Origin of the sequence: Candidatus Palauibacter polyketidifaciens (genome assembly GCF_947581785.1) — a bacterium.
Taxonomy (GTDB): Bacteria; Gemmatimonadota; Gemmatimonadetes; order Palauibacterales; family Palauibacteraceae; genus Palauibacter; species Palauibacter polyketidifaciens.
Genome location: NZ_CANPVO010000015.1, coordinates 112,348 through 135,881, shown reverse-complemented (window position 1 = coordinate 135,881; position 23,534 = coordinate 112,348). Strand labels below are relative to the sequence as shown.

The following is a 23,534-nucleotide window of genomic DNA, read 5'->3' as shown; positions in this document are numbered from 1 at the left end:
CCGCGGCGCGGCTGGAGTTTTTCGCCGCCGGTTTCTACAATGTCCGCCCCGCGCGAGCCCCCGGCCGGGAGCGTCGCGCATGGAACGGCCCGTGGCCGGAGCAAGCGCCTGTCGCGGGTCGCCGGCCCCGGTTCCATCCCAGGAGGAGTACATGGCGCCTGCCGCCTCGGAATATCAAACGCGCAACCTTCGCAACGTCGTCCTCTTCGGGCACGGGGGGGCGGGCAAGACGACGCTTGTGGACGCGATGTGCTACATCGCCGGCGGAGCCACGCGGAAGGGCGATGTCCAGAAGGGGAACGCGCTCACCGACTTCACGCCGGAAGAGACCGGCCACAAGATCTCGATCAACCTCGCCGTCGCCCACGCCGTCCGGAACGACGTGCGGATCAATCTCATCGACACTCCCGGCTACCTCGATTTCCTGGGTGAAGTCGTGGCGGGGATCCGCGTGGCGGACGCCGGCATCTGCGTCATCGATGCGATCTCCGGCGTCGAGGTGGGGACGGAAAAGACCTGGGCCGCCGCGGACGCCGCGAGCCTGCCCCGGGCCGTCTTCGTGTCGCTGATGGACCGCGACAACGCGGACTTCCGAAACACCCTCGGCCAGATCCGCGGCGAACTCACCTCCGCCGCGATGCCGGTCCACGTCCCCATCGGGGCGGGCGCCGACTTCAGCGGCTTCGTCGACCTCCTCACGATGAAGGCCCACACCTCCAAGGGTGGGGACAAGGGGGCGGCCGGCGTCGCCGACGCACCCGAGGATATCGCGTCGGAGGTGGAGGACCTCAGGGAGGAGCTCATCGAGGCGATCGTGTCGGGGGATGACGACCTGCTCGAAGCTTATTTCGAGGGAGAGGAACTCGATCCCGGCCGCCTCGGCGAAGTGTTCGCGGAAGCGATCCGCTCCGGCGACATCGTCCCCGTGTTCTGCGGCTCATGCCAGACGAGCGCGGGAGTGCCGGCGCTCATGGACCGCATCGTGGAACTCTTCCCCTCGCCCGACCGCGCCGCGTCCCAGAGCGCGAGCGACGGAAACGGCGGAGTGTCGCTGGAGCCGGGAGCCGGGTCGCCCACCGCGGCGCTCGTCTTCAAGACGACGTCGGAGCCCCACGTCGGCGACCTGAGCTATTTCCGCGTCTTCTCCGGCCGGATCACGAACGGCGTCACGCTCGCGAACCCCGACCGTTCCGCGAGCGAGCGCATCGCGCATCTTGCGATTCCGCACGGGGCGCGCCGCATCGACGTCGACGCGCTGAACCCCGGCGACATCGGGGTCGTGACGAAGCTCAAGGACACGCACACCGGGGACACGCTCTGCGACAGCGGGAGCCAGCTCTCCTTCGGCGGGATCGAATGGCCCCAGCCGGATCTCTCCCTCGCCGTCACCGCCCGCACGCGGGCCGACGAGGACAAGATCGGCAGCGGCCTCGCGAAGCTGCACGAGGAGGATCCGACCTTTTCCTCCGGCTACGATCCCGAGCGGGGCCAGACGATCATCCGCGGGCTCGGCGAGATCCACCTCAACATCTCGCTGGAGAAGATGACTCGGAAGTACGGGGTCAACGTGGACACGCACCAGCCGAACATCGCCTACCGCGAGACGATCACGAAGACCGCGGAGGGGCAGGGGCGCCACAAGAAGCAGTCGGGCGGGCGCGGGCAGTTCGGCGACTGCCACATCCGGCTCAGCCCGCTGCCGCGCGGGGAAGGGTACAGGTTCGTCGACTCGATCAAGGGCGGCGTGATCCCGACCAAGTTCGTCCCGGCCGTGGGGAAGGGGATCGGGGAGGCCTCGAACCGGGGGGTCCTCGCCGGCTATCCGCTCGTGGACTTCCAGGCCGAGTGCTACGACGGATCGCATCACTCCGTGGACAGCTCGGACATCGCCTTCCAGATCGCGGGATCGATCGCCTTCCAGAAGGTCGCGCGGGACGCAAACCCCGTGATCCTCGAGCCGATCATGGAGGTCGAGGTCGAGACGCCCGAGGAATACATGGGCGAGGTGATGGGGGACCTCAACCAGCGGCGCGGCCGCGTGCTCGGCATGGATTCGAAGGGGCGGCGGCAGGTCGTGAAGGCGCACGTCCCCCAGGCGGAACTCTACAAGTATTCCGCCGCGCTGCGCTCCCTGACGCACGGAAAGGCAACGCACACGCGCAGCCTGGCTGCGTACGAGCAGGTTCCTCCGCATGTTCAGGAGAAGGTGATCGCCGAGTCGCAGCGCGACGAAGACTAGAAACGAGCGGGCGGTAGCCGGTGGCGGGCCATTCGAAGTGGTCGAAGATCAAGCGCCAGAAGGCGGTGACCGACAAGGCGAAGGGGAAGCTCTTCTCCAAGCTCGGTCGCGAAATCGCCGTGGCGGCGCGGGAAGGCGGAGGAGATCCGGACTTCAATCCGCGCCTGCGGACCGCGATCGACAACGCGAAGAGCCAGCGGATGCCGGCCGACAACATCGATCGCGCCGTGCGCCGCGGGACGGGGGACCTGCCGGGCGCGAACTTCGAGGAGGTCACGCACGAGGGCTACGCGCCGGGCGGCGCCGCGCTCTACCTCGAGTGCCTGACGGACAACCCCCGGCGCACGCTGGCCGAACTCCGGCACCTGCTCGACAAGCGGGGCGGCAACCTGGGCCAGAGCGGCTCCGTCGCGTGGATGTTCGAACGCAAGGGTCAGATCCTCGTCTCCGCCGACGAGTGCGACGAGGACGCGGTGCTCGACGCGGCGCTCGAGGCGGGGGCGGAGAACTTCGAGTCCGAGGACGGGATGTACGTCGTGACGACGGCGGCGCCCGACTTCCACGACGTGCTCGGCGCGATGCGCGACGCCGGCGTTCCGGTCGAGGAGGCGGAACTCGCGATGGTGCCCGGCAACACGGTGAAACTGGAGGGGCGCGACGCGGAGAAGGTCCTCGCCGTCCTGCACGCGCTCGACGAGCACGACGACGTGCTGAAGGTGAATACGAACGTGGATCTGGAGGAGGCGGAGGGGGCGGACTGGGAGGCTCCCTGAAGGTGCTGGGCGTCGACCCGGGCACGCGGGCGACCGGCTACGGCTTCGTCGAAGGGCGCCGCCCGGGAGGGCCCGCGTATCGCCTCATCGAGTGCGGCGTCGTGCGGCCGCGCGGAGAGGGCCTCCCCGGGCGTCTCGTCGACATCCACACCGCGGCGCTTGAACTCATCGACCGGTTGGAGCCGACCTGCGTGGCCATCGAGAGCGCCTTCCACGGGCGGAACGCGCGCACCGCGCTCGTGCTCGGGCACGCCAGGGGCGTCCTCGTGCTTGCCGCCGCGCTCCGGGAGCTGCCGGTGCACGAGTACGCGCCGCGCGAAATCAAGAAGCGCGTCGTCGGGACAGGCGCCGCGAGCAAGGAACAGGTCGGGTTCATGGTCAAGCACCACCTGCGGCTCGGCGAGCCGCCGCGTCCGGCGGATGCGGCGGACGGGTGCGCGGTCGCGCTCTGCCACCTCCTCGGCGGACCGACCCGGTGATCCGGCGTCTTCGGGGCGAACTCATCGGGCGCGCGGAGGGCGCCGTCGAGGTCCTCACGGGCGACGGCGTCGGCTATGAGGTCGGCGTGCCGCTCGGGCTCGCCGGACGCCTCCCGCCCGAGGGGTCCGAGGTCGAACTGCACACGGTCCTCGTCGTGCGCGACGACGCCTTCGAGCTGTTCGGCTTCGAGACGCCGCGCGACCGCGAACTCTTCCAGCGGCTCCGGGTCCCGAGCGGGGTGGGCCCCCGGCTCGCGCTCGCGATCCTGGGAGCGCTCCGGCCCGAACGCGTCGTGCGCGCGATCCGGGCCAAGGACCACCGCACGCTCCAGACCGTGAGCGGCGTCGGCAAGAAGACGGCCGAACGCATCGTGATCGAACTCGCGGACAAGCTCGACGACCTCGGCGACATGGGCGACGACCCCGTGCCGGGTGGGGGGGTCGCCGCGGCGGCCGTGCAGGCGCTGCGCGGCCTCGGCTACCCGCGCTCCCAGAGCGAGAACGCCGTCAGCCGCGCCATGCAGGGACTCGCGCAGGCGGGCGAGGAGCCCGACGTGGGGGCCGAGGAACTCGTGCGCCGCGCGCTGCAGCACGTATGACCGCACCGGGGCCGCCGGGCCGATCCGGCGACACGAGGAACGCGGGCGACCCGGGCGCCGGGGGCGATGCGGGCGCCGGGGGCGAGGCCCGTCCGCGCACGGAGATCACGACGCCGGAGGTGCTCGAGAGCGACGAGCGCCCGGACGCCTCGCTGCGCCCGCGGCGGCTCGACGAGTTCATCGGACAGGCGCGGGTCAAGGAAAGCCTCTCCGTCTTCGTGGAGGCGGCGCTGGGTCGCGAGGAAGCGCTCGACCACACCCTCTTCTACGGTCCTCCGGGCCTCGGGAAGACGACGCTCGCTCTCCTCCTCGCGGAGGAACTCGGCGTCGGGATCAAGCTCACATCGGGCCCCGTGCTCGAGAAGCCGGGCGACCTCGCGGGCCTGCTCACGAACCTCCCGCCGCGCGGGATCCTCTTCATCGACGAGATCCACCGTCTCCGGCCCGTGATCGAGGAGTTCCTCTATCCGGCGATGGAGGATTACCGCATCGAGATCCGGCTCGGCGACGGGCCCCGGGTGGAGACCTTCTCGATGAAGCTCGAGCGCTTCACGCTCGTGGGCGCGACGACCCGTTTCGGGCTCCTGACCGCCCCAATGCGCGCGCGCTTCGGCGTCATCGAGCGCCTCGGCTACTACCCGCCGGAGGAACTCGCGCGCATCGTCACTCGCTCCGCGAGCCTCCTCGACATCCCGATCACGCCCGGGGGCGCCGGGGAGATCGCCCGCCGCGCCCGCGGCACCCCCCGGATCGCGAACCGCCTCCTGCGCCGCGTCCGCGACTACGCGCAGGTACGGAGCGACGGCACGATCGATTCCGGGACGGCGGAGAAGGGCCTCACGCTGCTAAACGTCGACGAGTACGGCCTTGACGAGATGGACGCGCGCGTGCTGAAGGCGATCATCGAGACCTTCGACGGGGGGCCGGTGGGACTCGCCTCCCTCGCGGTCGCCGTGGGTGAGGACGCGGGGACGCTCGAGGAGGTCTACGAGCCGTACCTGATCCAGAACGGGTACATGCAGCGCACGTCACGCGGCCGCGTGGCCACCCGGAAGGCGTACGAGCGCTTCGGTTACGCCCTCCCGAGCGACCGGGAGGGGTCGGAGGGCGGGTCACAGGGTGCGCTGTTCGGCGATGACGGATGAGCGGGCGGGCCGGACGGAGGCGTACGATTACGAGCTGCCGGCCGAGCTGATCGCGGCCCGCCCGGCCGCGCGGCGCGACGCCAGCCGCCTCCTCGTGCTGGATCGCGGGCGGCGCCGCTTCACGGACGCGGCCTTCCCCGCGCTGATCGAGCGGCTCCGCGCCGGCGATGCCGTCGTCGTCAACGACAGCCGCGTCTTCCCGGCCCGGCTGCTGGGCCGCAAGCCGACCGGCGCGCGCGCCGAGATCCTCCTCATCCGCCCCGAGTCCGACGCGCTCCAGCCGTTCGCCCCCTTCGACGAGGCGGACACCCACTTCTGGCGCGCCATGGTCCGCCCCGGCGGCAAGCTCAAGCCCGGCCGCACGGTGGACATCGCGGACGGGTTCGCCGTCGAGATCCTCGACTCCGCCTCCGACGGCACCCGCCTCGTGCGGCTGGCCGGCGACGCCGACCCGTGGAGCCTGATCCTGCGCCACGGCCGCGTCCCCCTCCCGCCGTACATCGTCCGCGGCGCCCCAGAGGAGCCGGTTGGGGCCCGGGACGGGGCGTGGCAGGCGTGCGACGATGCCGACGACCGGGAGCGCTACCAGACGGTGTATGCGGCGCCGGCCGGGAGCGTCGCCGCCCCGACGGCGGGACTTCATTTCACCCGGGAGACGCTCGCCGCGATCGAGGCCCGAGGCGTCCGTCTCGTCTCCCTCACCCTCCACGTCGGGTTCGGCACCTTCCGCCCCGTGACCGCGGACCGGATCGACGCGCACGAAGTCGCCCGCGAGGCGTACAGCTTCTCCGCCTCCGCGGCCGCGGCCCTGAACGCGACGCGCGCGGCGGGCGGGCGCGTGTTCGCCGTCGGCACGACCTCCTGCCGCGTGCTGGAGACCGTCGTCGCGGGCGGCGGCAGGGGCGGCGGCGTTCCGGCGGGAGGCCCCTTCGCACCGGGACGGGGCTGGACGGACCTCTTCATCCGTCCCCCGTACACCTTCCGCGCGGTGGACGCCCTCGTGACGAACTTCCACCTTCCGCGCTCCAGCCTGCTCATGCTCGTCGCGGCATTCGCGGGCCGGAAACTCACGCTCGAGGCCTACGCGCACGCGATCCGCGAGCGATACCGCTTCTATTCGTACGGCGACGCGATGGTCATCACATGAGGACGATGCCGTGACGGGCCCCGCAGACGCCGCGACGGGACCGCCGGACGCCGCGGCCGGACCCACGGACGCCGGGCGCTTTCGCGTCGAGGGGACGAGCGGGCGGGCGCGCGCCGCGACCCTCCGCCTGTCGCGGGGCACGATCCACACCCCCTGCTTCATGCCCGTCGGGACGCTCGGGACGGTGAAATCGCTCACCCCCGGGGAACTCCGCGACGCGGGGGTCGAGGTCCTGCTCGGGAACGCCTATCACCTCTACCTGAGGCCGGGCACGCGCGTGCTACAGGAACTCGGCGGGCTCCACCGTTTCATGGGATGGGACGGTCCCATCCTCACCGACTCCGGCGGGTTCCAGGTCTTCTCGCTCGCCCGCATCAACCGGATCGACGACGAGGGCGTCACCTTCCGCAGCCACCTGGACGGGAGCCTGCACCGGCTCACGCCGGAACTCTCGATGGAGATCCAGGCCGCCATCGGCTCCGACATCCGCATGGCGTTCGACGAATGTCCCCCCGCGGAGTCTTCCCCCGAGGCCGCGCGGACGGCGGTAGAACGCACGCTCGCCTGGCTGGCGCGGTGCCGGGCGAGTCACGAAGCGCACCGGGATGCGCATCCGGACGAGGACGGCCTCCTCTTTCCCATCGTCCAGGGCGCCTCCTGCGAGGACCTTCGTCTCGAGTCCGTCGAACGCACGCTCGCGATGGGCGAGTGGCCGGGCGTCGGGATCGGAGGACTCTCCGTAGGCGAGGAGAAAGACGTGACGCACCGCGTGCTCGACGCGATCGAACCCGTCCTTCCCGCCGACCGGCCCCGCTACCTGATGGGCGTCGGCTATCCCGACGACGTCATCGAGGCGGTGCGGCGCGGCGTGGACATGTTCGACTGCGTGGCGCCGACCCGGAACGGCCGGAACGGCACCGCCTTCACCGCCGAGGGTACCCTCAACATCAAGGGTGCGCGCTTCGCATCCGACCCCGCGCCGCTCGACGAGACGTGCGACGGCCCCTGCTGCACCGACTACAGCCGCGCCTACCTGCGGCACCTCTTCGTGAGCGGCGAACTGCTCGGCCTGCGGCTCCTCTCGCTGCACAACGTGCGCTTCCTGATCCGATTGACTTCCCACGCGCGCGCGGCGATCCTGCGGGGCCAATATGACCGCTGGGCCGACGACTGGCTTGCGACCTACCGGCGCGGCCCCCCGAGCCCCGCTACCGAACAGGAAGGTGAGGACGGACCATGCTGATGCTGAACCTCATGGCCGCCCCCCAAGGAGGGGCGCCGAATCAGGCCGCCAGCCTGATGATGGTGTTCGGATTCATCGCCATCTTCTACTTCCTCTTCTTCCGTCCGCAGCGAAAGCAGCAGAAGGAGCACGCGGAGCTGGTGAAGAACCTGAAGCGGGGGGACAAGGTTTCGACGATCGGCGGCATCGTGGGCGAGATCGTCCACCTCACGAACGACATCGTCACGATCAAGAGCGGCGACACGCGGGTCGAAGTCGAGCGCTCGAAGATCGGCAAGGTCAACTAGCCGCCGCGGGTTCGGCGCCCCCGTCCCGCCGGTTCCGGCCGCCTCGCCGAGTCCTCGTGATCCTCGACATCCGCATCTTCGGAGACCCCGTCCTGCGGGAGAAGTGCGCGCCCGTGGCGGAGATCGACGACGAGATCCGCCGACTCGCCGCCGACATGCAGGAGACGATGTACGATGCGGACGGCATCGGTCTCGCGGCGCCCCAGGTGGGCGTGCCGATCCGTCTCTTCGTGTACGACGTGCGCGACGACGAGATCCCGCCCGGCGTTCTCGTGAACCCCGAGATCGTCGAAGAGAAGGGCGCGACGAAGGAGGAGGAGGGATGCCTGAGCATCCCCGGACTGTCGGAGACGGTCGAGCGGAGCGAGTCCATCGTCGCCCGCGGCCTCGGACTGGACGGCGAGTCGGTCGAGATCCGCGCCGACGGCATTCTGAGCCGCTGCATCCAGCACGAGAAGGACCACCTGGACGGGATCCTCTTCCTGGACCGCGTGAGTCCGCTCAAGCGCAAGATCCTGCTCGCGAAGTGGCGGAAACAGGAGCGGGACTGAAGCGGCCGCGGGCGGCATGAGGGTTCTCTTCCCATGAGGGTTCTGTTCTGGGGCACGCCGGAGTTCGGACTCCCCGCGCTGGAGGCGATGCGGGGGGCGGGGCACGACATCGCGGGCGTCGTCACGAACCCGGACCGACCCGCCGGGCGGGGGAGGCGTCCGCGGACGAGTCCGGTGAAGGCGTGGGCGCTCGAGGCCGGAGTGCCCGTGCTGCAGCCCGAGCGTCCCGGCGAGGAGGCCTTCCTCGCCGCCGCCCGCCGCCTGCGTCCCGACATCTCCGTCGTCGCGGCGTACGGCCGTCTCCTCCCGCAGGTGGCGCTGGATCTGCCGCCGCTCGGATCGCTGAACGTGCACGCGTCGCTCCTGCCCGCGCTGCGCGGCGCGGCCCCCATCAACTGGGCCATCATCCGCGGGCACCGCGAGTCCGGGGTCAGCATCCAGCGCATGGTCGCGGAACTCGACGCCGGTCCCGTGCTCGGGCAGACGCGGATCCCCATCCCGGCGGCGATGACGGCCGGGGAACTGTACGCGGAGGCCGCGAAGGCCGGGGGCGCACGGCTCGTCGCGGTGCTCGGCGACCTGGCGTCCGGGCGGGCGGTGGAGCGGGCGCAGGACGACGCGCGTGCGACATGGGCGCCGAAGCTCGACCGCGAGACGGCGCGCATCGACTGGTCTCGCCCCGCGGCCGAGGTGGCGAACCGGCTCCGCGGGTGCGACCCGTGGCCCGCCGCGTGGACCTCCCTCGCCGCGCCCGCCGCCCTCGCCGGGAGAACCGTGCAGTGCTTCGAGCCGAGCGTCGAAGGTTCGCCCGCTGGCGGCGGCGTCGCCGACAGCGCGCACTCGGGAGCCGCGCCGGGCACCGTCGTCCGGGCCGATCCCGTTCGGGGACTGCGCGTCGCGACGGGATCGGGCACGGTCGCCGTCGGCGCCGTGAAGCCGGCCGGCCGCCGCCGCATGAGCGCGGCCGCATGGGTGAGGGGCCTCCCGGATCCGAAGGAGGTCCGTTTCGACTGAGCCACGACTTCCGCGACTGCACGTCCTCGTCTCGGAGCGGGAACTGGGCGACCCGCCCGGTTCGAGCAGCCCGCGTGGCCCGGGCGACCGGTGTGGCCCGGGCGGGCTCGCGGCCGTCGAGCGCGTGCTGGAGCGCGCGGCGCCCCTCGCGATCCATCTGCGGGCCCGGATCAGCGCCCGGCGGCTGTTCGAGGTCGCGGACCGGCTCGCCCCCATCGCGTCCCGCGCCGGGGGCTGGTTCGTCGTGAACGGACGGCCCGACGTGGCGCTGGCGGCGGGTGCGCGGGCCGTACAACTTGGGCGGACCGCGCTCGGGGTGGAGGAGACGCGCCGAATGGTCCGGGCGTGCGCGGGGAGGCTCGCGATCGGAGCCTCCGTGCATGACGCGGAGGGGGCGCTGCGAGCGGCCCGGGAGGGCGCTGAGTACATCGTGCTCGGCACGATCTACGCGACGCCCTCGCACCCGGGGGTCGAGGGAAGCGGTCCCGCCGCCGTGTCCGCGGTTCGCCGCCGACTGACCGCCCACCGGCTCGCCGTTCACCGACCTTCCGCTCGGCGTCCGCCCCCGATCCTCGCGATCGGAGGCATCGGCGCGGATCGGGTCGAGGAGGTGACGGAGGCGGGAGCGTACGGCATCGTGGTAGGGCGGGCCGTGTGGTCCGCGCCGGACCCGGCGCGAGCCGCGCTCGGCCTGCGCAGACAGCTCGACCGGCTCGACCGGCGGGACGGCTGACCGGACTCGCACGCACCGCCGGACGGATCACTACCGGATACGGACCTCATGGAAATCATGCAGATACAGGTGAACGGAAAGGAGCGGGACATTCCCGCGGGAACGTCGGTCGCGACGTTGCTCCGGGATCTCGGCCTCGATGGACGCATGCTCGTCGTCGAACTCAATCGGCGGATCGTCCGTCCGCCCGAGATCGAGAGCGTGCAGCTGGAGGCGGGGGACCGCGTCGAACTCGTCCACTTCGTGGGAGGCGGATGAGATGACGCCGCTCGAAATCGCCGGCCGCACCTTCGCTTCCCGGCTCATCGTCGGAACGGGGAAATACCCGAGTCCCGAGATCATGCTCGAAGCGATCCGAGCCTCCGGCGCCGACATGGTCACCGTCGCCGTGCGCCGGGTCGACATCGAGAACCCCGACCGCGACGACATCCTCCGCACGCTGAGCCCGGACGAGTTCAGCCTGCTGCCGAACACCGCCGCCTGCTACAGCGCCGAGGAGGCGATCCGCGCGGCGCGGCTGGGGCGGGCGGCGGGCATGAGCGACTGGGTGAAGCTCGAGGTCATCGGCGACCCCGACACGCTCCTCCCCCACACCGAGGAGTTGATCGAGGCCACGCGCGTGCTCGTTGCCGAGGGGTTCGTCGTGCTCCCGTACACGAACGACGACCTCATCACGGCGTTGCGGCTCGAAGAGGCCGGGGCCGCCGCGGTGATGCCGCTCGCCTCGCCGATCGGGAGCGGTCTCGGACTCCTCAACCCGCTCAACATCCGCATCATCAAGTCCCGCCTGTCCGTTCCGGTCATCGTCGACGCCGGCGTGGGCACGGCGTCCGACGCCTGCGCGACGATGGAGCAGGGCGTGGACGGGATCCTCATGAACACGGCGATCGCGGCGGCGGAGGACCCGGTGGAGATGGCCGGCGCCATGCGGATGGCGGTGGAGGCCGGCCGGCGCGCCTACCTCGCCGGCCGCATGCCCCGACGCGAATGGGCGGTGCCTTCGAGCCCGCTCGAGGGCGTGCCGCCGCCGGCTTGAACCCCCGCGCGGCGGCCCACCGGATCCTGGGCGAGGTGCGGCGCGGGACGCTCTCCGACCGCGCGGCATCGCGCGTCCTCCCGGCCGTGGACCCGGCCGACCGCGGACTCGCGCTGGACATCGCCTTCGGCTGCCTCCGCCTGCGCGCCCGCCTCGACGCCTGGATTGGGGCCTGCGCCGACCGGCCGCCCTCCCGCATGGACCGGGCGGTGCGCGACTGGCTTCGCATCGGCGTATACCAGCTCACGGAGTTGCGGACGCCGGACCACGCGGCGGTGGGGGAGACCGTCGGCGCGGCGCGTTCCGTGCTGGGGCGCCGGCGCGCGGGGTACGTGAACGCCGTTCTGCGGGCGCTCGCGAGGCGCCGCGACGCCGATTCCGGCGGCGGTGCGGATGCGCGGGCGGCCGGCCGCGCGGGCGCGCCTGCGGGCGGCGACCCCTTCCCCGATCCGGACGAGGACCCGGTGGGACACCTCTGCTCCTGGGGTTCGCATCCGGAGTGGCTCGTCCGGCGATGGCTCGCCCGCTGGGAGTTGGCGGACGTGCGGCGGCTCGTCGAACAGCACAACCGGCCGCCCGACGTCGTCGTGCGCATGTTGGACGGGGGGGATCCGGCGCCGCCCGACGGCGTGGAACTCGAGCCCGTCCCGGGCTGGCCGCGCTCCTACCGGCTCGAAAGGGGGCTGCCGGAGACGGCGCTCTCCCATCTGCGGGCGGTGGTTCAGGACCCTGCGGCCTCCGCCGTGGTAGATTATACGGGAGACCGGCTCGCGGAGCCGGTGCTCGACGTGTGCGCGGCGCCGGGCACGAAGGCCCTCGGGCTCGCCGCGGGGTACGGCGTGGCGGTCGTGGCGCTCGACATCTCGCACCGGCGGCTGGTCCGCCTCGGCGCGCCGGCCCGCCGGCTCGGGCTGCCGGTGAGCGCGGCCGTCGCCGACGCGCGGCGGCTTCCGGTCGCCGAGGCCGGGACCGTGCTCGCCGATGTGCCCTGCACGGGCACCGGAGTACTGCGACGGCGGGCCGACGCCCGCTGGCGGCTCGAACAGCGCGGCCTCGACGACCTCGTGGCCCTGCAGCGCGAGATCGTGGACGCGTGCGCCGCGGCCGTGAGACCGGGCGGGCTGTTGGTGTACAGCACGTGTTCGCTCGAACGCGAGGAGAACGAAGGACAGGTGGACGCCTTTCTGGACCGCAGGCCCGACTACCGGCGCGATCTGCCCGGCGCGGGCGCGCGTAGCGACTGTGTGACGCCCCGCGGCGACCTCTTCGTGCGCCCGTGGCTCACCGGCACGGACGGCGCCTACGCCGCGCGTCTGCGGCGGATCGCGTGAGCGCGCCGTGAGATTCCTGCGCCTGACGCTCGTCTTCGCCGCCCTGTTCGGCGTCGGTTACGCGTACGCCGCGATGCGGCTCTTCCCCGCGGCGGAAGATCCGACCGACGTCGATTTCACCGAGATCCCCGATCTCACAGGCGTATCGCTCGCCGAGGCCGGGGAACGCCTCTCCGCGCTGGGGCTCGTCTCCACCGAGCAGGGCAGCCTCCATCACGGCGAGATCCCCACCGGCGCCGTCGTCGCCCAGCGACCGCTCCCGGGCCAGCTCGCCCGGGCCGGGGACACGATCGTGCTCACGACGAGCGCCGGCATCGAAACACGCGTCGTGCCCGATCTCGCCGGCCTCCCGGGCGGCGAGGCCGCGACCCTCCTCACCCGGCTCGGCTTCGATATCGATATCGAGGAGACCGACGAGAGCGCCGTCGCCGGCGCGATCCGCACGGAGCCCGCCGCCGGAACGAGCCTCCCCCTCCCCGCCCGCGTCCGCCTCTTCGTCAGCCAGGGGAAGGCGATCGTCGCGGTTCCCGACCTTCAGGGCCGCCATGTGGACGATCTCGAGCTTCTTCTTGAGGAGGTGGAACTGCAGCTGGGCGCCGTCCGCTACCAGGTCGAAGCCCCGGAGGTGCAGGGACGCGTCATCTTTCAGAGCCCGGCCCCCGGCTCCGCCCTCCGGGGCGACGGGTTCGTCTCCGTGATCGTGGCGGGGACGCCGCCCGACTCCGCCACCGCGGACCTCACGAGAGACGCCGCCCGCGACACGGTTCCTGCGACCCGCGAAGCGGCGCCCGCGACCCCCGGCAGCGAGAGAGTCTAGATGGACTTCAAGAGCGCGTTCACGAAGAACTGGCCCTACAAGGTCGCGGCGATCGTCCTGTCGGTGCTTCTCTGGCTCAGCGTCTCGGCCGACGCCGAGATCGCCGAGCAGCCGGTTTCGACGCTCCTCGAGATCCAGGTGAGGGATTCCGCGTGGAGTCTGCGCGAAGTGCGGCCCGCCGAGATCACGACGACCTTCCGCGGCCGCCGGAATCAGATGTTTGCCGCCCGCTTCGAGAGGCCCGTGATCCGGAAGGTTCTCGACCAGGTCGAGGACACCGTGGTCCAGGTTCCGCTCTCCGCCTCGGAGGTCATCTACGACCGCGAACTCGGACTCGATCCCGTGGGAGTCTCTCCGGGAGCCGTCACCGTGTATCTGGAGGAGCGGGTGGCGAAGCGGGTCGCGGTCTCCGGCCGGACGGATGCGAGGGCGGCGGCGGGCGTGCTCGTCGTCGGCATGCAGGTCGCCCCCGACAGCGTGTGGCTCCAGGGGCCCGCGTCCTTCGTCAACCAGATCTCCGAGGTGACGACGGCCATGCTCGACGTCGGCGCCGTCTCCACGCGAGTGACCCAGCAACTCGAGATCGCCCTGCCGCCCGATATCGCGGGACTCTCCGTCGATCCCGCCACCGTGATCGCGACCGTCGACGTGGACTCTCTCCGCACCCGCCTGTTCGCGATCGAAGTCGTCACGACGGGTCCCCGGGCCATCATGGCCGCCGTGGATCCGCCGACCGTCACCGTGGTCGTCACCGGACCCGCGGCCGTCGTGGACGGACTCGATCCGGGGGACCTCCTCGTGACGGTCGACATCCCCAATTCCTTCGAATCGACGGGCTCCTATCCCGTGCGCGCCGAGTTGCCCGAGGCCGTGGTCGGCACGGTGACGATCGACCTCGTTCCGGAGCGGGTGAGCGCGGGTATCGCCTCCGTCCCGCCGGACCGATAGAGACGCCGCCCGCCCCGGGCGCCGCGCCGCGCCCCGTTGCGCCCGCCGCCGGCTTCCGGGGTGGGCCGGTTCTCGGAATCGAGACCTCGTGCGACGAGACCTCGGCCGCCGTCGTGGACGAGAACGGGATCCGGGGCCTCGCGATCGCCTCGCAGGACGCGCACGCCGCGTTCGGGGGCGTCGTGCCGGAGATCGCCGCCCGCGAGCACATCCGCTCGCTCGACGCGATGGTGCGGCACGCCATGCACGAGGCGGAAGTCGACCACGCGGACATCGCCGGCGTCGGCGTGACGGCGGGGCCCGGGCTCGTCGGCGCCCTTCTCGCGGGCGTGAACTGGGCCAAGGCCTACGCCTTCGCGCGGAGGCTTCCCCTCCTCGGCGTCCATCACATGGAGGGGCACCTGTTCGGCACCGCGCTCGAGCACGAGGGCGCGCAGCCTCCCTTCATCGGCCTCCTCGTGTCCGGCGGACACACGCTCCTCCTTGAGGCGCGGGCGTGGGGGCGCTACCGCCTCCTCGGCCAGACGCGGGACGACGCGGCGGGCGAGGCGTTCGACAAGGTCGCGCGCCGGCTCGGATTGCCGTATCCGGGCGGGCCCGAGATCCAGCGTGCGGCGGAGCGGGTCGCGGCGGCAAGGGGCGCCGCGGCCGGCGGGACGAGCGGCGCGGCGGGGCGTTTCCGGCTCCCGCGCCCGATGCTGAGCCGGCGCGACCTGCCCGGCGATCCGGCGTACTACGACATGTCCTTTTCCGGGCTGAAGACCGCCGTGGCGCGGATCGCCGAGCAACTGAAGGAGGAGGGCGTCCTGGCCGACGCCGTCGACGACCTCGCGGCGGACTTTCAGGAGGCCGTGGTCGATGTCCTCGCCGAGAAGACGCGACGCGCCGTGGAACAGACGGGCTGCCGGCGGGTCGTGCTGGGTGGGGGAGTGGCGCGGAACTCCCGTCTTCGTGAAGGTTTAGCCGAGCGTCTGGGCTCGTCCGGGGAGTTGTACGCCCCGTCTCCCCGCCTCGCGACGGACAACGCGGCGATGATCGCCGCCGCCGCGCACTTCCGCCTGGCGAGAGGGGAACGCAGCCCGTGGTCGCTCAACGCCGAAGCGGCGCTCGCGTTTCCCGGCCTCGCGTAACGGCCGGCGCGGACGCCGGGGACCACCAACGAGCGGCACAGCAGCGAACGAGCAGCAGAGCAGCCAACGAGGAGCGTACCAGACGTGTATCCCGAACTCTTCACATTGACGCTGCCGGTTCTCGGCGAGGTCACGATCACCTCCTTCGGGGTGATGATGGCGCTCGCCTTTCTGAGCGGGTACATGGTCCTGCGCCAGGAGACGGTGCGTCTGGGCGCCGGGCGCGACCTCGCGGCGGACATGCTGCTGGGGGCGCTCATCGGCGGCATCGTCGGGGCGAAGATCTACTATGTGCTCCTCTACTGGGACCGAACCGCGCTCGATCCTCTGGGGATGATCTTCTCGCGCAGCGGCCTCGTGTGGTACGGCGGGTTCATCGGCGGGTGCATCGGCGTCATGTGGATCCTGTACCGGCGCCCCGTCTCCACCGGCCTCGGAGTGGACGCGATCGCGCCCGCCCTCCCGCTCGCCTACGGGATCGGCCGCATCGGCTGTTTCCTCGTCGGCGACGACTACGGGCGCCCGACGGAATCGTGGGTCGGCATCGCCTTCCCCAACGGCCTTCCGCCCACGACCGCCGGCAACCTGCGGGGTTTCGGGGCGGACGTGGATCCCTCGATTCCGGACAGCCAGGTCCTCGCCGTCCATCCGACGCAGCTCTACGAGACCGGCCTCTCTCTCATCATCTTCTTCCTCGTGTGGCGACTGCGGCGGCACCCGCACGTCCAGGGGTGGCTGTTCGGCATGTGGCTCGCGATGGCCGCGGTCGAGCGCTTCGTCATCGAGGTCTTCCGCGCCAAGGACGACCGCTTCTTCGGAGGCTTCACGCTTGCCCAGGTGATCTCGGTCCTGATGTTCGCGGGGGGCATCGCGCTCGTCCTCAGGTTGCGGCGCCGGACCGCAGAGGCGGCGGTGTGAAACGCGCGGCTCTGGCCGGGTTGGCGCTGGCCGTCACCCTCGCAGGGCCGCCTTCGTTCGTCGGGCCGTCCACCTATCTCGGGCCGTCTCCACTCAGCGGGCAGGCCGCCGGCGAGGCGGGACCGCGCCGCGCCGAGGTGACCTCGCTCCGCTTCCGCGGCAACGGGACGCTCTCCGACGGTGAATTGCGCGCCGTGATCCTCACGCGCAGCACCGAATGCACGAGCCTGCTGCTGTCCCCCTTCTGCCTCCTGACGAACTGGGGATTCGCGCACCGCCGAGCGTATCTCGACACGCTCGACGTCAGGGTCGACGCCGACCGGCTCCGCCTGTACTACAACTTCCGCGGCCACTTCGAGGCGGAGGTCGACCACATCGTCCGCACGAACGGGGTCGACGCCAGCGTCTCGTTCATCATCGAGGAGGGTCCGGCGACGCTCATCGACGAGTTCTCCATCGAGGGACTGCCCGAGACCCTCGGGGCGGAGGAGGCCGAGGCGCTCGTCGACATCGGCGTCGGCGATCCCTTCGACCGCGGTCGGCTCCAGGCCGGCGTCGACAGTCTCATGGGTTCGCTGCGCCGGCAGGGCTACGTGAACGCCATGGCGCTGGAGGATTTCCGCCGCGGGCGGGACGGGACCGCGCAGGTCGCGCTCGACGTCCGCCCCGGCGCCCGCTATCGCCTGGGAGAGATCCGGATCGAAGGCGGCGAGGCGATCGGCGAAGACGTGATCCGCGACCTCCTCCCCCTGCGCGCGGGCGACTACTACAACCAGGAGGCCGAGCAGGAGGGCCAGCGGAACCTCTTCGGCATCGACGCGATCCGTTTCGCCTCGATCCTCCGGGAATCGCCGCGCCCCGGGGCCGCCGCCGCCGATTCCACCCTCGATCTCGTCGTCCAGGTCACGCCGGCCTCGCCGCGGGCGGCCCGATTCGGCGTCGGATGGAGTACCGACCAGTGTCTCCGGACCGAGACGCGGCTCACGCACCGCAACCTCTTCGGCGGGGCCCGGCGGCTGCAGATCACCGGCCAGCTCGGGAACATCTTTGCGGACCAGCTCGACGGGTCCTTCCCCTGCTCCCAGGTGGGCACCCACCCCTCCTTCCGGACGCTGAACTACCTGCTCGAGGCGGAACTGCTCCTGCCCGTCGCCTTTTCGGCCGAGAACAGCTTCAGCGCCCGCCTCTTCGTCGAGCGGGAGACGATCCCCGATGTCTTCATCCAGGAGGGCTTCGGTGCCGAAATCGGCCTGACGCGTCGAATCGGGCGCCGCGCGTCCGCCACCCTCTCGTACTCGCCGAGCTACACCGGCTTCGGCGAACAGTCCGCGGACATCTTCTTCTGCATCAACTTCGGTTTCTGCGAACCCGAGGACATCGTCACCGTGACGAGATCGCGCTGGCTGGCGCCCCTCACGCTCGCCGTGCTCTACAACGAGACGGACGACGCGCTCCGCCCCACGCGCGGCTACTACCTTACGGCGGAGGGGGAGGTCGCCCACGAGACGACGGGATCGCAGTACCGGTACGCGCGGATCGTGGGGCAGGCGGCGCTCTTCCGGGAACTCGAGCCCGGTCTCGTGTTCGCCGCGCGCGCGCGGACCGGAGTCGTCCGCTTCCCCGGCACCCGCATCTTCACTCCAGGCGCGCCCCGCACCGACCGGCTCGTCCATCCCTCCCGGCGCTTCTTCGTCGGCGGCTCGCAGAGCGTGCGCGGCGTCGGCCAGAACCTGCTCGGACCCCGCGTGCTCGTGGCCGATCAGGTGGAAGACTGCCCGGCGGGAGATTTCGAGGCGTGCGTCGCGCGGCTCGCGACGCAGAACCCCGGCGCCTTCGACGAGCGGCCCCGCGGCGGCGACGCCCAACTCGAACTGAGTTTCGAGCTGCGCCGGTACCTCAGCGATCGGTGGAGTCTCGTCTTCTTCGGGGACGCGGGGAGCGTCTCGCAGCGGCTCACGGAGCTGCGGGATATCCAGTGGACGCCCGGCATGGGACTCCGGTACGCGAGCCCGGTCGGTTCCATCCGGCTCGATATTGGGTACAATACGACATTCGCGACCGAGTTACCGGCAATTGTATCGATGGAGGACGGAACCTTGGTCCAGATGCCGCAGCCCGTCTTGTTCGACCCCTTCCGGTTCGACGATCCGCACCCCCTGCTCGAACTCTGGCGCCGCGTGCAGATCCACGTGTCCATCGGAGAAGCGTTCTGAGTTCCGACGACCGCCCCCCCGCGTCCGCCTCCGCGCCGGATTCCACGTCCCGATCCGCCGGGTCTGAGTCCGAGTCCGGCGGGTCGGGGGCCGAGCCGCCCCGGCGCCGACGCCGGATCGTCCTGCCGGTGGCCGTCATCGCGAGCCTGCTGGTGTTGGGGGTCTTCATCGTGATGACGCAGACCGCCAGGGGCCGGGACGCCGCGCTTTCCCTGCTCGAGGACGCCATTGCCCGCAGCGTGAACGGGGAAGTGCGCATCGGCCACGCGATCTCCGGCAATCTCCTCAGCGACCTCACCGTCTCCCGCTTCGAGATCATCGATGCGGACGAGGGGCTGTTTCTGGCGCTCGACACCGTCACGATGGAATACGACCCGGTGGCGCTCCTGCGGGGACAACTCGATGTGAACCGGCTCCACGCCCGCGGTATGGATCTCCGTCTCCGGCAGTATCCGGACGGCCGCTGGAACTACGACCGCGTCTTCGAGGTGCCCCCGCGGCCCGAGTCGCCGGCACAGTCGGAGCCGTCGGCGCGGCCGCCGCGGCCGGCGCCCCCGCCGCCGGACCCCGCGGCCGAATCGACGGCCATGGCGGCGGCCTCGCTCCTCCCGGCCTTCCTCTCCTTCGCCCCGTCGAGGGGTCAGGACCAGGGCCCGGATCCGGCGGCGGACGCGGGGCCCGCGGCGACCCGGGCGTCCAACGCCGAACTCGGCATCCTCCTGCACGACGCGACCGTCGCTTCCGGCCGCATCGAGATCCGTGCGCCGTGGACGGAAACGCTGACAGGAGCCGCGAAGGCGGAGGCGCTGCTCGAGGCGCGGGCGGGGGAGTCGCCCTGGGCGCTGGAGGAGACGCCGGACGGCGAGTTCGAGCGCGTGTTCGAACTGACGAACCTCCGCGGCCGGTTCCCGGTCGCGCGGGTGACGGACCCCGAAGCTCCGTTCATGGTCGAGGTCGAGGAGGCGGCCGGCACGCTGCTCGCGGTGAACCAGCCGCTGGAATTCTCGAGCGTGCGGATGAGCCTGACGATCGGAGACACGGCCCTCCTGGAGCTGGAGAGATTCGAGACGGATCAGTCGGTCATCCGCGGGGAGGGGTGGATGGCCGCGAACGGCCTCGATTTCGAGTTCGCGCTCGAAACCGAGCCGATCGATGTCCGAGACCTCCGCTGGCTGCCCATCGACCTGCCCGAGACCGGCGGCGGCCCCATGTCCATCGGCCTCAGCGGCCGCGGCGGAAACACGGTCGTGGACGTCACGAACGGAGATTTCCGGACGGGCGAGACCCGCATGACCGGCGGGTTCGCCCTCGCCCTCGAGCCGCGTCCCAGGTTCAGCCGGATCGGCGTCACGCTGGCTCCCTTCGATCTCGCGCACCTGGCCCCCCTCCTCCGAGGCGACTCCGTGCCCGGCCCTGTTGCCCCCGCCCCGGCGCCCGTCGCAGCCCCCGGCCCGGCGGCCGACGACGCGCCCGGCTCGGCGGCCCCCCGGCCGCCCGCGACGATGGCGGAGACGGTGCCGGGGACGATCCGCGGCACGCTGCGCGGCTCGGGCTACGTCGATGACCTGACGATCGTCGCCGATCTCATCCTGCACGACCCCGACCCGGACACGCCGCCGTCCCGCCTCCAGGCGCGGGGCGGCGTCGGTATCGGCGAGGAGTTCCTGAGCCTCCGCCGCCTCGGCGTGGAGGTCGACGCCTTCGAGTCTCGCTGGACCCGTCTCATCGACCTGGATCTGGGGGTCGACGGACGCTTCGACGGGACGCTCACCCTCGACCGCGAACAGGACACCGGCGTCGCCTTCGAGGGCGCCGTCGAGCACCTGACGCCGGCCGGCGACCGCTCCCGCTTCTCCGGCTCCGGGTTCCTGAACCTCGCCGAGTCGCAGATCGATGCGGCGGTCGACGCGAACCCGCTCGCTCTCACGCTGCTGCGCCCATGGACTTCCGGAATCGAACTGGCGGGCTCGGTGACCGGTCCCATTCGGGCGCGCGGGAGTCTCGAGGCGCTGGCCCTCGAGGCGGACCTCGAATCGGCACGCGGCCGACTCACCCTGAATGGCGACTTCGATCTCGCCTCCGAGGAACTGCGCTACGACACGGAGATCGAGGGGACGGACCTGTCGCTGGACCAGTGGATCGAGGGCGCCCCGGCGTCGAGACTCGCCGTTCGGGGGCGCGTGCGGGGAGAAGGGATCGATCCCGCGACGCTCGAGGCGGCGTTCGACCTCGAAGTCCTCGCCTCCCAGGTGGACCAGGCCGAGATCTTCGACAGTCGCGTGCGGCTGCGGGTGGCCGACGGCGTGGCGACGATCGACAGCGCCTTCCTCGCCTCCGATGTCGGGACTCTCTCGGCTTTGGGCGACTTCGGGCTCGCGGAGGGCCGGAGCGGACAGATCGCCTTCGAGGCGGAAGCTTCCGATCTTTCCGACTGGGACCGCTGGTTCGTGGATGAGATTCCGGGCGGCGCGGAGGCCGAGGCCGGCGAAGCGCTGTTCGAGAGTATCGAGGAGTTGCTGGGCCGGACCCGGCGAACCCGCGAACCGACGGAGGGACTGGAAGGCCGGCTGGAGACGCGCGGCACCGCCACGGGGCGCTGGGGAGACTTCACGCTCGACGCCGCCATCGAGGCCTCGGACGCGCGCTTCCGGAGCTACCGCGCCGGCGACTTCTCGGCCCGCGTCGAACTGTTCGACCCTCCGCGGCTCGGCGACCTGCGGTCCCGGTTCACGGCGACGAACGTTGAACTGGCCGGGCGACGGGTGGATTCGCTCTTCGTGCTGCTCGCCCGCTCGGGCGCCGGCGAGCCCGGCGCCGACGCGCTGGACGCCGAATTCTACGCCCAGCGCGACTCCAGCCTCGAAGTCTCCGGCCGGGGCGTCGTGGTGGGCGGCGACCTGTGGAGCGCAGGCCTGACGGATCTCCGCCTCCGTCTCGGCAAGCTCGAATCCGCGCTCGTGACGCCCGCCCGACTCGTCTACTCCGACTCGGCGCTGCTCGTCGAGGGCCTCTACCTGAACGGTCAACTCGGCAGGCTTCGCGCCGACGGCCTCATCCCCGCCGCCGGCGAGGGGTCGCTCGACGTCGAGATCTTCGGCGTGCGCGTGGACCAGTTCGGCTACCTGCTCTCGGAGCAACCGATCCTCGGTGGCACCTTCGGAGGGTCCGTGAGGGCGACGGGAACGCTGGCGGAACCCGTCGTGACGGCAGAATTCGAGGTCCTCGATCCCTCCCTTCAGCACCAGGCCTACGAGGCGCTGAACGCGCGGGTCGACTATGCCGCCCGCGAACTCGGAGGGGAGATCGACCTCGTCGATGGCGGCGCCCTCCTGGGACGGCTCGGCGGCACCGTGGCGACGGACCTCGCGATCCTCCCGGTGGAACGCCGGCTCCTCGACGACCCGTTCGACCTCGACCTGACCGGAGACCGCCTCCCGCTGGCGCTCGTCGAACTCGTGCTGGGGAGCTTCGAGGAGGTGACCGGCGTCGCCGAGACCGACCTCACGATTCGCGGCGCCCCCGGCGCCCTCCGCTACGACGGCGCCCTGCGGCTCGTGGACGGGCGGGGCTGGGTCCCGGACCTCGGCGTCTGGCTCACCGACACCGGCGCCCGGATCGCCTTCCGGGGCTCCTCGCTCGCCTTCGTCGATTCCGCCCACGTGGGGTCGGATCTCGGCGGTTCGCTGCGGGCGCGCGGCACCGTGGACATCGCCCGGATCACCAACCCGGTCTTCGCCCTGAACTTCGACGCGGACGAGTTCCACGGCATCGTGCGCAACGACATGGCGTTCGCCGTGAGCGGCCGGGCGCGCCTCGACAGCGCCTACGCCAGACCCTGGGTGAGCGGCGACGTCGTCCTCTCCGACGGATACCTGGAGCAGGACGAATTCCTCCGTGGACTCGAGGTCTTCAATCCCGGCGAGATGGAAGTGTTCAATTTCCTCGGCGCCTCCGCGGAAGGCGTGCTCGAGCAGTTCCGGAACCCGTTCCTCGACAACCTCGTCCTGAACGCGAACGTCGACCTCGGCTCCGGCCTCTCACTGCGGTCGGCGCGCCTCGATGCCGAGGTCGTGGGGGAGGGGATTTCCGTCCGCATGGACCGCCGCCTCGATTCGCTCCACATCAGCGGAAGCGCCGAGATACCCGGGGGGATCTACTTCTTCAACCGCGTGCCGCCGTACGTCCGGCCGCTCCGGATCACCGAGGGGAGCCTGCAGTTCGCGGGGGACGCCGGCTTCAATCCGATCATCGACATCACCGCCGAGTACCGGGACCGGACCATCGATGGCCCCGTGTTCGTCGAGGCCCGGATCACCGGCACCGCGATCGCGCCGGAGGTCCTCCTGACGAGCAACCCGCCCATGAGCGACACCGATCAGCACTGCCTGCTCGCGGTGGGTACGCCGTGCTACCGCTCCGCCGATCCGCAGTTGGGACAGCGGCTCCTGCAGCAGACGCTGCTGGGTCCGCTGAGTTCCGGGCTCACGTCCGCGCTCGGGGGAGCGACCGGCATCCCCTACTTCAACCTGACGTCCGTCGCTGCCGGACGGGGCGCCGGAGGACTCGCGGCGAACCGGAGCCTGTTCGAGCGCACGGCGCTGGAAGTCGGATGGTACGCGAGCAACGCGCTCTTCCTCTCCTACTGGCAGCCGCTGGGTGGCGGGCCTCCGAGGGCGGCCCTGGACTGGGCGTTCCTTCCCGGATGGTCCGTCGAAGCCGGCACCGCGAGCCGATTCGACGAGAGGCTGTTCGGTCTCAGCGTCGGCACGAACGTCGCCAACGACCGGACCTACAGCCTCTTCCTCTTCCGTGAGTGGGAGTTCGGCGAAGGTTCCAGCTCCGACAGCGACTCCGACGAGTCCGGCTCCGGCTCCGGCTCCGGCTCCGGCTCGGGCAGCGGGTCCGGCTCCGGCAGCGGTTCGCGGTAGCGG

20 protein-coding genes are annotated in these 23,534 nt (G+C 71.4%); all 20 read left to right on the top strand.

Annotated elements, in window-relative coordinates; genetic code table 11:
* Positions 1-151 precede the first annotated feature (151 nt).
* The 20 genes from fusA (at position 152) to RN729_RS04085 (ending at position 23,531) form a co-directional block, all read left to right on the top strand.
* Positions 152-2,239 (top strand): elongation factor G, encoded by a 2,088-nt coding sequence (fusA, locus tag RN729_RS04180; protein ID WP_310782423.1) that lies wholly within the window; start codon positions 152-154, stop codon positions 2,237-2,239.
* A 20-nt stretch (positions 2,240-2,259) separates the two neighbouring features.
* The gene (locus RN729_RS04175) at positions 2,260-3,012 is read left to right on the top strand and encodes a YebC/PmpR family DNA-binding transcriptional regulator (RefSeq protein ID WP_310782422.1); all 753 of its coding nucleotides are present in this window, start codon (positions 2,260-2,262) and stop codon (positions 3,010-3,012) included.
* Positions 3,013-3,014: 2 nt separating this feature from the next.
* Positions 3,015-3,491, top strand: coding sequence for a crossover junction endodeoxyribonuclease RuvC (ruvC, locus tag RN729_RS04170; protein WP_310782421.1), 477 nt, complete (start codon positions 3,015-3,017; stop codon positions 3,489-3,491).
* The gene (ruvA, locus tag RN729_RS04165; protein ID WP_310782420.1) at positions 3,488-4,090 is read left to right on the top strand and encodes a Holliday junction branch migration protein RuvA; all 603 of its coding nucleotides are present in this window, start codon (positions 3,488-3,490) and stop codon (positions 4,088-4,090) included. The genes ruvC and ruvA overlap by 4 nt, the downstream gene beginning before the upstream one ends.
* Positions 4,087-5,235: a Holliday junction branch migration DNA helicase RuvB gene (gene ruvB / locus RN729_RS04160; protein ID WP_310782419.1), complete on the top strand. Its 1,149-nt coding sequence runs from the start codon at positions 4,087-4,089 to the stop codon at positions 5,233-5,235. Before ruvA ends, ruvB begins: the two co-directional genes overlap by 4 nt.
* Complete coding sequence (gene queA, locus RN729_RS04155) at positions 5,225-6,382, top strand: tRNA preQ1(34) S-adenosylmethionine ribosyltransferase-isomerase QueA (RefSeq protein WP_310782418.1); 1,158 nt, start codon at positions 5,225-5,227, stop codon at positions 6,380-6,382. The genes ruvB and queA overlap by 11 nt, the downstream gene beginning before the upstream one ends.
* Before the next feature lie 10 nt (positions 6,383-6,392).
* Positions 6,393-7,625: a tRNA guanosine(34) transglycosylase Tgt gene (tgt, locus tag RN729_RS04150; protein ID WP_310782417.1), complete on the top strand. Its 1,233-nt coding sequence runs from the start codon at positions 6,393-6,395 to the stop codon at positions 7,623-7,625.
* The gene (gene yajC, locus RN729_RS04145) at positions 7,619-7,912 is read left to right on the top strand and encodes a preprotein translocase subunit YajC (protein WP_310782416.1); all 294 of its coding nucleotides are present in this window, start codon (positions 7,619-7,621) and stop codon (positions 7,910-7,912) included. Before tgt ends, yajC begins: the two co-directional genes overlap by 7 nt.
* Positions 7,913-7,968: 56 nt before the next feature.
* On the top strand, positions 7,969-8,463 hold the full coding sequence (def, locus tag RN729_RS04140; protein WP_310782415.1) for a peptide deformylase: 495 nt from the start codon (positions 7,969-7,971) through the stop codon (positions 8,461-8,463).
* A gap of 33 nt (positions 8,464-8,496) precedes the next feature.
* Positions 8,497-9,477, top strand: coding sequence for a methionyl-tRNA formyltransferase (fmt, locus tag RN729_RS04135; protein WP_310782414.1), 981 nt, complete (start codon positions 8,497-8,499; stop codon positions 9,475-9,477).
* Complete coding sequence (locus tag RN729_RS04130) at positions 9,452-10,210, top strand: thiamine phosphate synthase (protein WP_310782597.1); 759 nt, start codon at positions 9,452-9,454, stop codon at positions 10,208-10,210. The genes fmt and RN729_RS04130 overlap by 26 nt, the downstream gene beginning before the upstream one ends.
* Positions 10,211-10,267: 57 nt before the next feature.
* Positions 10,268-10,468 (top strand): sulfur carrier protein ThiS, encoded by a 201-nt coding sequence (gene thiS, locus RN729_RS04125; RefSeq protein ID WP_343218896.1) that lies wholly within the window; start codon positions 10,268-10,270, stop codon positions 10,466-10,468.
* Position 10,469: 1 nt separating this feature from the next.
* Complete coding sequence (locus RN729_RS04120; RefSeq protein ID WP_310782412.1) at positions 10,470-11,246, top strand: thiazole synthase; 777 nt, start codon at positions 10,470-10,472, stop codon at positions 11,244-11,246.
* Positions 11,243-12,577, top strand: coding sequence for a transcription antitermination factor NusB (locus RN729_RS04115; protein ID WP_310782411.1), 1,335 nt, complete (start codon positions 11,243-11,245; stop codon positions 12,575-12,577). Before RN729_RS04120 ends, RN729_RS04115 begins: the two co-directional genes overlap by 4 nt.
* 7 nt (positions 12,578-12,584) lie before the next feature.
* A complete protein-coding gene (locus RN729_RS04110) occupies positions 12,585-13,394 on the top strand; it encodes a PASTA domain-containing protein (RefSeq protein ID WP_310782410.1) in 810 nt (269 codons plus the stop codon).
* Positions 13,395-14,342, top strand: coding sequence for a CdaR family protein (locus RN729_RS04105; protein ID WP_310782409.1), 948 nt, complete (start codon positions 13,395-13,397; stop codon positions 14,340-14,342).
* Between the two features lie 77 nt (positions 14,343-14,419).
* Positions 14,420-15,472 (top strand): tRNA (adenosine(37)-N6)-threonylcarbamoyltransferase complex transferase subunit TsaD, encoded by a 1,053-nt coding sequence (gene tsaD, locus RN729_RS04100; RefSeq protein WP_343218895.1) that lies wholly within the window; start codon positions 14,420-14,422, stop codon positions 15,470-15,472.
* Positions 15,473-15,556: 84 nt separating this feature from the next.
* The gene (locus tag RN729_RS04095) at positions 15,557-16,390 is read left to right on the top strand and encodes a prolipoprotein diacylglyceryl transferase (protein ID WP_310782408.1); all 834 of its coding nucleotides are present in this window, start codon (positions 15,557-15,559) and stop codon (positions 16,388-16,390) included.
* Positions 16,387-18,603, top strand: coding sequence for a BamA/TamA family outer membrane protein (locus tag RN729_RS04090; RefSeq protein ID WP_310782407.1), 2,217 nt, complete (start codon positions 16,387-16,389; stop codon positions 18,601-18,603). The genes RN729_RS04095 and RN729_RS04090 overlap by 4 nt, the downstream gene beginning before the upstream one ends.
* A 128-nt stretch (positions 18,604-18,731) precedes the next feature.
* A complete protein-coding gene (locus tag RN729_RS04085; RefSeq protein WP_310782406.1) occupies positions 18,732-23,531 on the top strand; it encodes a translocation/assembly module TamB domain-containing protein in 4,800 nt (1,599 codons plus the stop codon).
* Positions 23,532-23,534 lie beyond the last annotated feature (3 nt).